Source organism: Streptomyces sp., from assembly GCF_031178505.1.
Lineage (GTDB): Bacteria > Actinomycetota > Actinomycetes > Streptomycetales > Streptomycetaceae > Streptomyces > Streptomyces gulbargensis.
The window spans coordinates 1-11,636 of sequence record NZ_JAPSIW010000144.1; the positions used below are offsets into that span (position 1 = coordinate 1).

At 75.5% G+C, this 11,636-nt stretch carries 12 protein-coding genes; 10 read left to right on the top strand and 2 right to left on the bottom strand.

Annotated elements, in window-relative coordinates; all coding sequences use genetic code 11:
• Together RIF68_RS12925 and RIF68_RS12930 are read right to left on the bottom strand one after the other, a co-directional pair.
• A partial coding sequence (locus RIF68_RS12925) for a hypothetical protein (RefSeq protein WP_309051353.1) occupies nt 1-952 on the bottom strand: 952 nt, incomplete at its 3' end.
• Complete coding sequence (locus RIF68_RS12930) at nt 949-2,202, bottom strand: NAD(P)/FAD-dependent oxidoreductase (RefSeq protein WP_309051354.1); 1,254 nt, start codon at nt 2,200-2,202, stop codon at nt 949-951. The genes RIF68_RS12925 and RIF68_RS12930, both read right to left, overlap by 4 nt.
• Nucleotides 2,203-2,530: 328 nt before the next feature.
• On the opposite strand from RIF68_RS12930, the gene RIF68_RS12935 reads away from it, so the two are divergent.
• The 10 genes from RIF68_RS12935 to RIF68_RS12980 all read left to right on the top strand — a co-directional run.
• Nucleotides 2,531-2,962 (top strand): SCP2 sterol-binding domain-containing protein, encoded by a 432-nt coding sequence (locus tag RIF68_RS12935; protein ID WP_309051355.1) that lies wholly within the window; start codon nt 2,531-2,533, stop codon nt 2,960-2,962.
• 52 nt (nt 2,963-3,014) lie between these two features.
• Nucleotides 3,015-3,944, top strand: coding sequence for a TIGR03619 family F420-dependent LLM class oxidoreductase (locus tag RIF68_RS12940; RefSeq protein ID WP_309051356.1), 930 nt, complete (start codon nt 3,015-3,017; stop codon nt 3,942-3,944).
• Between the two features lie 94 nt (nt 3,945-4,038).
• Entirely contained in the window at nt 4,039-4,311 is a 273-nt protein-coding gene (locus RIF68_RS12945) for an acyl carrier protein (RefSeq protein ID WP_309051357.1), read from the top strand.
• A gap of 5 nt (nt 4,312-4,316) precedes the next feature.
• On the top strand, nt 4,317-5,615 hold the full coding sequence (locus tag RIF68_RS12950; protein ID WP_309051358.1) for a beta-ketoacyl-[acyl-carrier-protein] synthase family protein: 1,299 nt from the start codon (nt 4,317-4,319) through the stop codon (nt 5,613-5,615).
• A complete protein-coding gene (locus RIF68_RS12955; RefSeq protein WP_309051359.1) occupies nt 5,612-6,754 on the top strand; it encodes a beta-ketoacyl synthase N-terminal-like domain-containing protein in 1,143 nt (380 codons plus the stop codon). Before RIF68_RS12950 ends, RIF68_RS12955 begins: the two co-directional genes overlap by 4 nt.
• Nucleotides 6,755-7,750: a beta-ketoacyl synthase N-terminal-like domain-containing protein gene (locus tag RIF68_RS12960; RefSeq protein ID WP_309051360.1), complete on the top strand. Its 996-nt coding sequence runs from the start codon at nt 6,755-6,757 to the stop codon at nt 7,748-7,750.
• Complete coding sequence (locus tag RIF68_RS12965; protein WP_309051361.1) at nt 7,747-8,496, top strand: alpha/beta hydrolase; 750 nt, start codon at nt 7,747-7,749, stop codon at nt 8,494-8,496. The genes RIF68_RS12960 and RIF68_RS12965 overlap by 4 nt, the downstream gene beginning before the upstream one ends.
• A complete protein-coding gene (locus RIF68_RS12970; RefSeq protein ID WP_309051362.1) occupies nt 8,493-9,521 on the top strand; it encodes a hypothetical protein in 1,029 nt (342 codons plus the stop codon). Before RIF68_RS12965 ends, RIF68_RS12970 begins: the two co-directional genes overlap by 4 nt.
• Entirely contained in the window at nt 9,521-10,699 is a 1,179-nt protein-coding gene (locus RIF68_RS12975) for a beta-ketoacyl synthase N-terminal-like domain-containing protein (RefSeq protein WP_309051363.1), read from the top strand. The genes RIF68_RS12970 and RIF68_RS12975 overlap by 1 nt, the downstream gene beginning before the upstream one ends.
• A partial coding sequence (locus RIF68_RS12980; RefSeq protein WP_309051364.1) for a beta-ketoacyl synthase N-terminal-like domain-containing protein occupies nt 10,693-11,636 on the top strand: 944 nt, incomplete at its 3' end. The genes RIF68_RS12975 and RIF68_RS12980, both read left to right, overlap by 7 nt.

Sequence of the window (11,636 nt, forward strand, 5' to 3'; positions counted from 1 at the left end):
GGCCGCTCAGCTCGACGTCCTCCCCGGTCCAGCGCCCGCCGCCCGCGGTGGCCAGTTGCAGCGGGCTCTCGTACCGCATGACCTCGTCGGCGGCGCTCGCGGCGAGTTCGGGTCGGGCGCGCAGCAGCGCGAGCTGGTCGGGGTGGCGCAGCAGGGTGAGGACGGCGCTCGCGGTGAAGGCCACCAGCGTCTCGTGGCCGGAGATGAAGACCAGGATGGCGTTGGCGTGGAGTTCGGCGCGGCTCATCAGGCCCTCGCGTTCGGCCGCGACGAGGGAGGAGAACAGGTCGTCGCGCGGGTCGGCGCGGCGCCGCTCGGCGAGGTCGCCGAGGTAGGCGTCGAAGGCCTCGAAGGCCTCCACGGCCCGTTCGATGGAGCCGGGGTCGGCGGGGATGTCGGCGGCCGGGGACATCGCCTGCCCCCAGTCCTTGAGGAGCGGCAGGTCGGCCCGGGGCACGCCGAGGAGGTCGCCGATGGCCTGGAGCGACACGGGGAAGGCCAGGTCGTCGACGACCTCCAGGCCGCCGCGGCGCAGCGCCTCGGCGAGGATCCGGTCGGCGCCCTCGCGGGCCTGGGCGAGGACCCCGTGGAGCCGGGGGGAGGCGAAGGGCCGCCGGGTGAGGTTGCGCAGCCGGGTGTGGTCGGGCGGGTCCTGGAAGAGGAGGGTGCGCTCCATGGAGCGCAGGGACTCGGGGACCATGACGGCGAGCAGTTCGGCCACCGGGTCCGGCGGCCGGAGCCCGAGGCGGGGGTCGGCGAGGACGGCGGCCGCGTCGGCGTGGTGACTGACCACGTAGGAGTCCAGGTAGTCCCAGTAGACGGGACCGCCGTGGTCGCGGACGCGCGCGTACTCGGGGTAGGGGTCGGCGCGGAACGCGTCCCGGTAGGGGTCGAAGTCCTTCAGGTGCGGGACGGCTCGGTCGCCGGTGAGGGGCTCGTGCTCGGTGGTCATGGGGTTCCTTCCGTGCCGGTCAGCTCCGCGAGGGCGTCGCCGGGCAGCCGGCCGAGCAGGGACAGCAGGTTGTCGGGGGCGAAGAACCGCTCGGCGGGCACGGTTCCGGCGATGACGCCGAAGAACCGGTCGGCCTCCTCGCGGTGTTCGGCGAGCACGCGGACCAGCTGGCGGGTCATGGGGTCGAACTCGAAGCTCGCCGCCTCGCAGGTGAAGTCGTAGAGGAGCGCGGAGGCGGCGTTGCGGGCGCGTTCGTACGCGGCCAGCGCCGTGTCCCAGTCGGCCGTACCGGAGCGGTGGGCAAGGATCGCCTCCGCGAGGAGTTCGGCGTCGCGCCAGGCGTCGCTGATGCCCTGTCCGGTGAGCGGGTCCTTGTGGTAGCCGGCGTCGCCGACGAGGGCCCAGCCGGGGCCGTAGGGGCGGCGGTAGAAGTTGTCGAGGGCGGCGCTGCCGCGGAACCGCTCGACCCGTTCGGCGCCCGCGAGTTCGGCGGCCAGGCTCGGCGCGGCCTCCTCGACGGCCTTGAGGTAGTGGCGTTCGATGTCGGAACGGTAGGTGGGGAAGAAGTCCCGCGGGCGCGCGGCCTGCACCAGGTAGGCGTCGTCGTGGGTGGGGATGACGCCGATCTGTTTGTCGCCCTCCAGGAACACCTCGTTGCGGTGACGGCGTCCGGCCGGCAGACCGCGCCAGTAGGTGTAGTAGACGACGGTCAGCGGCGGCCTGGCGTGGTACGCGGGGGCGCCGGCGAGCCGGGCGACGGTCGAGTCGCGCCCGTCCGCGCCGACGACGACCGGGGCGCGCAGGGTGCGGGGCGGGCCGCCCTCGCTCTGGTACCGGACGCCGGTGACCGTGCCGTCGTCGCTCCGCAGGAGGGAGCGGACGGTGCAGCGCTCGCGGACCTCCGCGCCGGCCTCGCGGGCGGCGTCGACCAGCAGGGCGTCGAGGACGGTACGGCGCGGGGCGAGGGCGAAGCCGATGTCGCCGTCCGGCGGGGCGAAGCCGCGGACCGCGGTGTCGCCGAACCACCACAGGGCCTCGGTGACCGGGGGGCAGCCCGTCGCGGTGAGCCGGTCGAGCAGTCCCCAGCGGGCGAGCCGGGCCAGGCCGCTCGGCTGGATGTAGTGCGTGGAGACGGTGTCGCGGGGGAACGCCGCCCGGTCCAGGACGACCACCCGGAGCCCCGAGCGGGCCAGGAGCATCGCCAGCGGGGACCCGGCGCAGCGGGCTCCGACGACTATCACGTCGTACATACGACCTCCGCGGGGGTTCTGGGGCGCGACCGCCCCGGTGCGGAGGCTCGGCGAGCGCGCGCGGGAGCGGCTCGGCGGGGGCCGGCGCCCCGGACAGCAAAGCCGCCGCTCCCCCGGCTCGCATCGCCCCAAGGGGGTGACCGGTCGGGCGGGCCCATCGGTCAGGCCCGGCAGCCGCTCCCTGCGGGGCGCAGATCCACCGCCCTGACGGCCCTGTGCGCGGGCGGGCGGGGAACGGCAGGTTGGGGCCGTCCGACCCGCGTCGGGACGTCCGGGGCCCGGTGGCCCCGGTGGAGCGCGCCGAACGCCACCACGAGGAGCGTGGGCCATGGCCCTGGACACCAGCAGGTTCGAGCAGATCCGGGAAGTCGCCGGCAGCCGCAGGGAGGAGGACGTGTTCGACTTCGCCCGGCGCCAGGAGGGCGGGATCGGGGGTCTTCTGGACGACATCTTCGCCAACATGCCCGAGGCGTTCCGCGCGGACCGGGCGAAGGGCCAGGAGGCGTCCTTCCAGTACGAGATCAGGACCCCGGACGGGGTGCACGAGTACTTCGTGAAGGTGGCCGACGGGACCTGCGAGACGGGCCGGGGCCGTACGGAGGCGCCGAAGCTGACGACCTCGGTCGCGCTGCCGGTGTTCCTGAAGCTGCTGACCGGGCGGCTCAACGGCATGCAGGCCTTCCTCGGCGGCAAGGTCAAGCTGTCCGGCAACACGCTGTACGCGGCGAAGCTGGAGCACTGGTTCGCCCGCCCGTCCTGACCGTCCCGCCGTCCGCCAGGACCGAAGCAGAGACCCGATCAGGAGGGCCACGATGAAGCTCGGCATCGCACTGCCCACGGTGGGGCCGCCCGGCCGGCGCCGCTACGTCCTCGAGGTCGCCACGGCCGCGGACCGGATGGGCTTCGACTCGGTGTGGGTGAGCAGCCACGTCGCGCTGCCCCGCCGGCGGGAGAGCACCTGTCTGTATCCGCGCGCGAAGACGGCGGACGCCTACAACTGGGGCGTCGCCTGGCTGGAGCCCATCGCCGTGATGGGCCTGGTCGCCGGCGCCACCGAACGCGTCCGGATCGGCACGCACGTGCTGGCCCTGCCGTACCGCAACCCGGTGATCCTCGCCTCCGAACTGGCCTCGCTGGACCAGCTGTCGCTGGGCCGGATCGTGCTCGGCGCCGGTATCGGCTGGATGGACGAGGAGTTCCGCACCGTCGGGGTGCCGCGCCGTGAGCGGGGCGTGCGCACCGACGAGGCGATCGAGGTGATGCGGACGCTGTGGGGGTCGCGCAGGCCGACCTCCTTCCACGGCCGCTTCACCGATTTCGACGACATGTGGCTGGCGTCCCGGCCGCACACCGAGAAGGGCCCGCCGGTGTACGTCGGCGGCAACACCGATGCCGCGCTTCGGCGGGTGGCCCGCCTCGGTGAGGGCTGGCTGGCCCACGAGCTGTACCCGGAGGAGATCCCGCCGGCCCGGGAGACGCTCGCCCGGTTCGCCGAGGAGGCCGGGCGCGACCCCGGGGAGATCGAGCTGACCGTACGCCGGGCGCTCGTCCCGCCGTTCGAGGTCATGGACTTCATGTCGGACCGGGTCAGCATCCGCGGCACGGCCGAGGAGGTGGCCGAGCAGCTGGACGCGTACCGCAGGGTCGGTGTCTCGCTGACCGTGCTGGACCTGTCGATGCGCCCCGCCGAGATCGTCGAGGCCATGGAGTGGCTGGTCAAGGACGTCCTGCCGCTGCTGTGACCGGGCGGCGCCCGGCTCTCCCCGCCGTACCCCGCACATGACCGCACGTGACCGCACCGTCCCACCCGTCCCCGCACGCCTTACGGAGAGACAGATGACCGCCTCGGACCCGACCGTCACCACCCCGGACGAGCGCCGCGCGCAGATCAAGGACCTCGTCTGCGACATCCTGGAGATCGACCCGGCCGAACTCACCCCGACCAGCCTCTTCAAGGAGGAGCACGGCGCCGACTCGCTGCGCGCGATCGAGATCCTCGCCGCCCTGGAGCGCACCTTCGGCATCACGATCGAGCAGGCCGACATGAGTCGCATGGTCAACCTCGAAGGTGTCGAGGCGGTCGTGGACCAGGCGCTCGCGGCCCGGTGACCCGGATGCGCCCCGTGAGCCCGAACCGGGTCGTCATCACCGGTCTGGGCACCGTCACCAGCATCGGCATCGGCGTCGGCGCGTTCCTCTCGGGGCTGCGCACGGGCCGGAACGGTGCCCGTCCCATCACCGCCTTCGACACCACCGGCTTCGCCCACGCCAACGGCTGCGAGGTCACCGGCTTCGACCCGGCGGAGTGGATGAGCCGGGTCTCCCCCGAGGAGCTGGGGCGGGCCGCGCAGTTCTCGGTGGCCGCGGCCGTGATGGCGGTCCGCGACTCCGGGATGCCGCTCGGCGAACTGCGCGGGCGCCGCTCCCTGGTCTGCGTCGGCACCACCGACGGCGAGTCGGCGGACCTGGACCGGCTGGTCGAGAGCCAGCTCGCCGACGGCCCGGAGGGTCTGGACCCGGTGGTCGCCCGCCGGGTCTCGGCCGGCCGGCTGACGACGGCGATCGTCCGGGAACTCGGCCTGGTCGACGTCGAGGCGACGACCCTGGCCACGGCGTGCGCGGCCGGCAACTACGCGATCGGGCACGGTCTCGACGCGCTGCGCGGCGGTGACGCCGACGTGGCGCTGGTGGGCGGCGCGGACGCCATGTGCCGCAAGACGTTCACCGGGTTCTACCGGCTCGGCACCATCGCGCCCGAGGCCTGCCAGCCGTTCGACGTCAACCGCAAGGGCATCCTCACCGGTGAGGGCGCCGGGGTGCTGCTCCTGGAGACGCTGGACTCGGCGCTGGCGCGCGGTGCCAGGATCTACGCGGAGGTGCTCGGGTACGGACTGAACTGCGACGCCCACCACCCGGTGGCCCCGGACCGGGACAGCATCGCCCACTGCATGGAGCTGGCCCACGCCGGTGCGGGGGTGAAGCCGGAGGAGATCGACTTCATCTCGGCGCACGGCACCGGCACCCGGGCCAACGACGTCACGGAAGCGGCGGCGATCCGGCAGGTGTTCGGGGACCGTCCGCCGGCGACGATCTCCATCAAGGCGATGATCGGGCACACCATGGGCGCGGCGAGTTCGCTGGCGTCGGCGGCGTGCGCGCTCGCCCTCTCGGAGGGGTTCATCCCGCCGACGATCAACCACGTGGAGACCGACCCGGAGTGCGGTCTGGACTGCGTGCCGAACGTGCCGCGTCCGGCCCGGCTGCGCGTGGTGCAGAACAACGCCCTGGCGTTCGGCGGCAACAACGCGGTCCTGGTCCTCGGCCGGTACCCGGCCGACGAGCCCGGCGACGAGGCGGACGAGGCCGACGAGGGGGCCGGACGGGCCAGGGCCGGGACGGGGGCCGCCGGATGAACGTCCTCGTCACCGGCATGGGCGCGGTGAGCAGCGTCGGCGGCGACGCGCGGGCCACGTTCGCGGCGCTCGCCCAGGGGCGCAGCGGCCTCGCCGAACTGCGCGGTTTCGACCGGTCGAGGTTCCGGGCCCGGCACGCGTACGAGATCGACGACCGGCCGGCGCCCGGGACCGACGTGCCGCTGCGGGCCACCGGCTGGCTGCTCCGCGCGGTGGCGGAGGCGCTGGCCGACGCCGGTCTGGCCGGGGACCTCACGGGGGTGCCGGTGCTGGTCGGCACCACCCTGCGGGAGCTGCGGTCGGTGGAGCTGAACTGGTGCGAGGGCGCGCCGTTCGACGCGGCCCGGCTGCACTTCGGGACGGCGCTGCGCGAGCGGTTCGGCGCCGACCGGACGTACACGGTGGCCAACGCCTGCTCGGCGTCCCTGTACGCGCTGGGGCTCGGCACCGACCTGCTGGAGACGGGCGAGGCGGACACGGTGGTCGTCGCCGGGGTGGACACGATCACGGAGAGCACCTACGGGCTGCTCGACCGGGTCTACCGCGAGGCGCCCGAGTCGGTGCGGCCCTTCGACCGGGGGCGGCGCGGGATGCTCCAGGGAGACGGCGCCGCCGCCGTCGTGCTGCGGCGCGGCCCGGGGGCCCCGGCGGGCGCCCGGGCGTACGCCACGGTGCGCGGCGTGGGGCTCAACTGCGACGCGTACCACCCGTCGGCGCCCGACAGCGGGAGCATCGGCCGCGTCATGCGGGAGGCGCACCGGCGGGCCGGGATCAAGCCGGCCGACGTCGATCTGGTGCTGCTGCACGGCACCGGCACCCCGCTGAACGACGAGGCGGAGGCGCGCGCGCTCGGCGAGGTGTTCGCGGGCGTGCCGAGGCCGCCGCGGATGACGGCGGTCAAGTCGATGATCGGGCACACGGCGGGCGCCTCCGGGCTGCACAGCCTCATCACGGCCGTGCAGGCCCTGCACAGCGGTCGGGTGCCGCCGACGCTCGGTCTGGACGAGCCGATCGACGAGGTGGCGGGGTTCCGGCTGGCCCGCGAGCCGGTGACGGAGCGCGGCATGTCGCTGGCGCAGGTGGATTCCTTCGGGTTCGGCGGCCTCAACGCGGTGGCCGTGGTGGAGAAGGTGAGTTAGGTGCGCGCACGGGATGTGGTGATCACGGGGCTCGGTACGGCGGTGGCCGGGGCCGGGGGTCCTGAGACCCTGCTGCGCGGGCCGGTGGCGGGCGGGGACGATCCGGTGACGCGGCTGCGCGGCCCCGGGCTGCGCTACAAGGACCGGGCGACCAGGCTGGCGCTCTGCGCCGCGCGGGACGCCCTCGCGGACGCCGGGCTGCCGGAGGCCCTGGACGCGCCGGAGGGGACGGAGGGTGGGGGCGGCCCCCTCGTGGACGGGCTGCGGTTCGGGGTGGTCGTCAGCACCAACTGGGGGAACGTGGACACGGTCTGCGAGACCTCGGCGACCATCCACCGCGCCGGTTACACGGCCACCAGCCCGATGCTGCTGCCCAACACGGCGAGCAACGTGACCGCCTCCTGGGTGGCCATCACGCACGGCCTGCGCGGCGCCAACGTGACCCTGTGCAACGGGCCGACGTCCGGCCTGGACGCCGTCCACTGGGCCCGTACGCTCATCGCCGCCGGCCGCCTCGACCACGCCTTGGTGATCGGTGTCGAGCCGGTCAACGAGCCGGTCCGGCGGCTGGTCGGGACCGGCGGGCCCGGCCTGTTCGACGGAGCGGTCTCCCTGGTCGCCGAGGCGGCCCCGGCCGCCGCCGCACGCGGTGCGCGGCCCCTCGCCCGCGTCGGCCCGTACGCCCGGCGCGCGGACCCGGACGCCGCCGTCGCGGCCGTCCGCGCGGACGAACCGGCGGCCCCGGCCCGCTGGTACGTCCCCGAGGGGCGGCCCGCAGGCGGCGACACGGGGCCGGCGGGCCTCCCCGCCCACGACCTGTCCCTGCGCTGGGGGCGGAGTTCCGGCGCGCTCGGCGTCCTGCAGTGCGTCGCCGGGACGGCGGAGCTGGCCCGGACCGGGCAGGCGGCGGCGCTCGCCTCGGCCGGCGGCGAGGGGGACGACGGCGCGGCGGCCCTGCTGCTGCTCGCCGCCACGGCGGCGGGGGCCGGCGCGTGAACGGGCCCCGGGTCGCCCTGCTGCACGGCCTGGCCGGTACGACGGCGGTGTGGCGGGCCTGCCGCGCCGCCGCACCGGAGGGCAGCCGGTTCGTCCCGGTCGACATCAGCTGGCCCGCGCACGGCACGGCGGGCCCGCGGGCACCGGAGGAACCGGCGGAGCTGGTGGCCCGCGCGCTGCGGGCGACCCGCGCCCAGGTGGTCGTGGCGCACTCGTTCGCCGCGACGGCGCTCCTGGAGTACCTGGTCCGGGAGGAGCGGGCCGGGCCACCGCTGCTGGGGGCCGTGTGCGTCTCACCGTTCTACCGGGCGGAGCGGCGCGACTTCGACTGGGCCACGATCGACTACTACCTCACCCGGTTCCACCTGATCCTGGAGGAGGGCCTGGCCGTCACCTCCGGGGGCCGGCTGTCCGCGGCCACCCGCGCCTCGATGGCCCGGCGCGTGCGCGAACGCATCGGTCCCTACGGGTGGATGGACTTCTTCGGCGCGTACCTGCGCACCCCCGGCCTGCCGCTGGACCGGGTGCGGACCCCCGTCCTCGCCGTGACCGGCGCGGACGACCTCGCCGCACGCCCCTCGGACGCGGCGGCGCTCGTCCGGGCCCTGCCCGCCGGCCGGCTCCACGTGCTGCCCGGCTGCGGCCACTTCCCGATGGCCGAGCAGCCGGACCGCTTCACCGGTGTGCTCTCCGACTTCCTCGCCTCCCTGCCCGCCGCCCCTGTCGCTTCGCTGGAGATGACATGACCCAGATCCGTACGTCCGCGTCCCCCGCCGCCCCGGCCGGGGCGCCCGCGGGCTCGCCCGAGAGCGTCACCACGGTCCGGCTCAGGCCCCGCTACGAGGGCTCCAACATCTGTACGTGGATCGGCTTCAAACACGTCAACTACCTGGTCGAGGAAGCCGTCCTGGAACATCTGCGGCGCACCGGCCGGGCGGCCGGGCGGCTGTACGAGGAGCACGGGCTCTGCGTGGACATCGTGGACATCGACTCCCGCATCCTGTCCGCCACGCACATCGACGACAGCGTGACGGCGCGCGTGGTGGCGCAGGAGAAGCCCGTCGACGGCGAGCTGGCGCTCGGGGTCACCCTCCACGTGGACGGCCCGACGCCGGTCCGCACGGTGACGGCCAAGGTCCGGGTGGTGCTGCGGCTCGACCCGCGCGGCGGCGGCGCGGCGCCCGTGCCGGCCGACCTGGAGCCGTACACGGTGGAGCGGATCGACCGCGCCGGCCTCGCCCGGGTCCCGGCCGCCGCGGTGCCGCCGCGGATCGCGGACGGCGCGCCGGTCGGGGGCGGTGACACGGCCGAGCGGTTCCTGTGGGCGCTGACCGCCGACACCAACGCGTACGCCTGGAAGTGGCGGGTGCCGTACTTCTACTGCCACTTCACCGAGCGGCTCCAGATGTCCGGCTACCTGCGGCTGATGGAGGAGGCCGTCGACCTCTTCCTCGCCGACCGGGACATCTCGATCAAGCGGCTCCTGGACGAGCAGGACTGGATCCCGGTGGTGCCGCAGAACTCGGTGTCGATGCTGCGCGAGGTCGGCATGGAGGAGGACCTGTACACGGTCCTCACCGTCGAGAACGTCTTCAAGCGGCTCACCTACACCGCCCGGATGGACACCTACGTGCTGCGTGACGGCGTGCCGCTGCTGACGGCGACGGGCCGGATCACGCACGGCTACGCCCGCATCGAGAACCGCCGCGACTGGAGCCTCGTGGAGTTCGACGACCGGATGCTGCGCGGACTGAACGGGTGGCAGGTCTGATGGATCCGGTGATCGTCACCGGGGTCGGGGCCGTGACCTGTCACGGCCCCGGGGCGGACACCCTGTGGCGGGCGATGGCGGCGGGAGCCGTCCGCCCGCCCGACAAGCTGCCCGATCCGCACGCCCGGATGGACCTGCCGCTGATGTACCTGGCACCCGAGGACGGGCTGCCCCAGGCGCCCGGCCGGGCGGCGTCGTTCGCGGTGGCCGCGGCGCGCGAGGCGCTGTCCGTGGCGGGTCTCGACCCCGCCACGCTGCCGGCCTCCCGCACGGCCCTGGTCCTGGGCACCTGCATGGGCGGCACGGGCGAGGAGGAGCGGCGGCGCGACCGGGGCGGCGCGGACGGGGGCGCTCCCTGGACGCCGGGGTTCGACGTGGTCGGGCAGGTCGCGACCGCGCTCGGCCTGCCCGGGGCGCACACGAGCGTCTCCAACGCCTGCTCGGCCAGCGGGTTCGCGCTCGGCATGGCGGCCGATCTCATCCGGGCGGGCGAGGCCGACGTGGTGGTCGGTGGCGGCGCGGACGCCTACGCGCGGATCGCGCTCGGCGCGTTCAACCGGATGGGGGCCGTGGACCCGCTGGGCTGCCGCCCGTTCGCGGCGGACCGGGCGGGCACGGTCTTCGGGGAGGGCGCGGCCGTCCTCGTCCTGGAGTCGGCGGCGCACGCGGCCCGGCGGGGCGCCCGGCCGCTCGCGGAACTCGCCGAGTCCGGCTGGAGCTGCGACGCCCACCACCCGACCGCGCCGGAGCCTTCCGGGGCGCAGATCGTCCGCGCCATGCGGGAGTCCCTCGACCGCTCCGGGACGGCGCCGGACGCCGTCGGCTGCGTCGTCCCGCACGGCACCGGGACGCGGCTCAACGACCGGGTGGAGAGCGCCGCGCTGCGCGAGGTCTTCGCGGGTGGGGCCGGCCGTGAGGTGCCCGCCGTGTACAGCCTGAAGGCCCTCGTCGGGCACACCGGCGGGGCGGCGGCCGGCCTCGCGGCGGTCGCGGCCACGCTGATCGTGCGCCACGCCACGGTGCCGCCCAATGTGCCGGTGGGGCCCCAGGACCCCGAGTGCGGGGTACGGCTGCCGCAGTCGGCGGAGCCGCTCGCCGCGCCGGCGGTGCTCGTCAACGCGTACGCCTTCGGCGGCAACAACGCCTCGTTCCTCATCCGGGAGGCGGTCCCGTGCTGAGCCGCGACGAGGTGGTGGTGACCGGGGTGGGCCTGGTGACGCCCTGGCCCGATCCCGGTCGGCGGCTCGGGCCGGGGCGCCCGGGGCCCGAGGACGCCGAGTGGTTCGACGCGGGGAGGGAACTGGGGCCCCGGGGCCACAAGTACCTGCCGCCCGCCGCCCGTTACCTGCTGGCGGCGGGGCGCCGGGCGCTCACCGCGGCGGGCCTCCCGGCCGGCACGGAGGCGCCGGCGGCCGGCGCGGCCCACGGACCGCACCCGGGCCCGGTTCCGGTTCCGGTTCCGGTTCCGGACGAGCGGCGCGGGATGGTCCTCGCCACCAACAGCGGCCTGGCGCCCCTCTTCCGCGCGATGGACCGCACGGTCGTGGAGCACGGCGCCGACCGGCTCGGCCCGGCCACCGCCCCGTACTTCGCCGTCAACGTGCTCGCCGGCCGGCTGGCCTCCGAGCAGGCCCTCAAGGGCTTCGGCCTCACCCTCACGACACCCGCCGTCGGAGGCCTGGAGGCCGTCCTCGCCGCCACCCGGGCGCTGGCCGCCCGCCGCGCGGACCTGGTGCTCGTCTGCGCCGCCGAGGACCGGCCGCCGCCCGGCGAGCCCGGCGGCCGGTACGGGGAGGAGGGCGCCGTGGCCCTCGTCCTCGAACCCCGCGCGCTCGCCGAACGGCGCGGGGCCCCCGTCCTCGGGCGGTGCGCGGCCGTCACGGCGTACGTCCCGTCCACGGCCGCCGACGACGCGCCGGGCGGCACCGGCGAGCGGCGGCTCACCGACCTGCTCCGTGCCCTGGGCCAGGACCCGGGGCGTGCGCCGGCGCCGCTGCCGGTGCACGCGGTGCTCGACGCGTCCCGCCGTGGGCGCCGGGCCGCCCGGGTCCTCGAACGGCACGCCGGTGCCGGGGTGCGGACCGTAGCGGCGGGCGCGGGCTGTCTCACCCCGCT

Excerpts from the sequence above, each read along its gene's own strand:
- RIF68_RS12930 (WP_309051354.1), bottom strand. The coding sequence starts at position 2,202 with ATGTACGACGTGATAGTCGTCGGAGCCCGCTGCGCCGGGTCCCCGCTG.
- RIF68_RS12935 (WP_309051355.1), top strand. The coding sequence starts at position 2,531 with ATGGCCCTGGACACCAGCAGGTTCGAGCAGATCCGGGAAGTCGCCGGC.
- RIF68_RS12940 (WP_309051356.1), top strand. The coding sequence starts at position 3,015 with ATGAAGCTCGGCATCGCACTGCCCACGGTGGGGCCGCCCGGCCGGCGC.
- RIF68_RS12945 (WP_309051357.1), top strand. The coding sequence starts at position 4,039 with ATGACCGCCTCGGACCCGACCGTCACCACCCCGGACGAGCGCCGCGCG.
- RIF68_RS12950 (WP_309051358.1), top strand. The coding sequence starts at position 4,317 with ATGCGCCCCGTGAGCCCGAACCGGGTCGTCATCACCGGTCTGGGCACC.
- RIF68_RS12955 (WP_309051359.1), top strand. The coding sequence starts at position 5,612 with ATGAACGTCCTCGTCACCGGCATGGGCGCGGTGAGCAGCGTCGGCGGC.
- RIF68_RS12970 (WP_309051362.1), top strand. The coding sequence starts at position 8,493 with ATGACCCAGATCCGTACGTCCGCGTCCCCCGCCGCCCCGGCCGGGGCG.
- RIF68_RS12975 (WP_309051363.1), top strand. The coding sequence starts at position 9,521 with ATGGATCCGGTGATCGTCACCGGGGTCGGGGCCGTGACCTGTCACGGC.